At 51.3% G+C, this 1,200-nt stretch carries 1 protein-coding gene; it reads right to left on the bottom strand.

The genetic code is table 11. From position 1 onward, the window contains the following. The coding region (locus BHV72_RS02550) for an efflux RND transporter permease subunit (RefSeq protein ID WP_286854305.1) at positions 1 to 1,200 on the bottom strand (1,200 nt) is incomplete at both ends.

The raw sequence follows: 1,200 nt of genomic DNA, 5'->3' as shown, positions 1-1,200 counted from the left end.
GAATGCCTGGTCGTAGAACAACGCCCCTGCAATGCCGCTCATGAATATCAGCGGCACAAATACGGCAATAGTGGTCAGCGACGAACTCAGCATGGGCGTAATCACCTCACTCGTTCCCGTCACGCAAGCCCGCCGCAACGAATAGCCCCGTTCGCGATACTGCGAAATGTTCTCCGTCACAATGATACTACTGTCAATCATCATACCCAACGCCAGGATTAATCCCGACAAAGAAATGATATTGAGTGACATCTTGAACAAGTAGAAGAACAGGAAGCAGATGACAATAGATACCACCATACTCAACCCGATGATGAACGGTGACTTGATGTCACCCAAGAAGAGTACCGCCACAATGCAGATGAACAGGAAACCCAACGACAAATTTTGCTGAAGATTGGAGATGGTATAGTCCAGCAACTCCGTCTGGTTACGGCTGATGCTAAAATCAATGTCGGGATATACTTTCTTGAAGTAGTCCATCGTGCTGTTGATGGCAAGCTTCATGTCTTCCATATTCTCGTCCACCTGCTTGATGACGGCAAGGGTAACGGCACGCTTGCCATTGCTCATGGAGACACCTTTCTCCTTGGCAGGAACAATCTCTACCCGGCAGAAGTCTCCCAAGCGGATGATACGTCCTTCCTTTCGCAGCAGGATGCCCTTCACGTCCTCCTCTGTCCGCAGCAGGGTGGAGAACTTAATGTTGTATTCGTAGTAGCCGTCGCGCACGGTCATGCTGCCCGGCTCCACGTTGTTTTGCGCCAGCACGTTTTCTATGTCTTCAATGGAGAGCCCCAACACAGCAAGCTTATCCGGGTCGGGCACAATCTGTAACTGGCGTTCGACCAAACCCGTGACATCCACCATTGCCACTTCCGCCAACTGCTCGATGCGACGCTTTATGACATTTTCGGCAAACTCGCACAAATCAAGAAACGCGCGTTCGTCCACCTTGCCGTATGCACTGTCGTTTTTTAGGGTCAGATTGAGGTAGAAGACAGGAATGTCCGTCGCACTTGCCTTTATCACCTTCGGGCGTTCGGCATCCTTGGGCAGATAGTTCATGGCGGCGTCAATCTTCTCGTTCACTTCTATGAAGGCAAGGTCGGTATTCGTACCGAAGTCGAAGCCCAGGCGGATGATGCCTGCACCATCGCGCGTCTCGCTGTCCATGTCCTTCAGTTTCGCCACCTGGAT

The organism is Bacteroides sp. 43_46, from assembly GCF_001915455.1.
Taxonomy (GTDB): Bacteria; Bacteroidota; Bacteroidia; order Bacteroidales; family Bacteroidaceae; genus Bacteroides; species Bacteroides caccae.
Note: the sequence above shows the minus strand (reverse complement) of the source record. Positions and strands in the feature narration are given on the sequence as shown.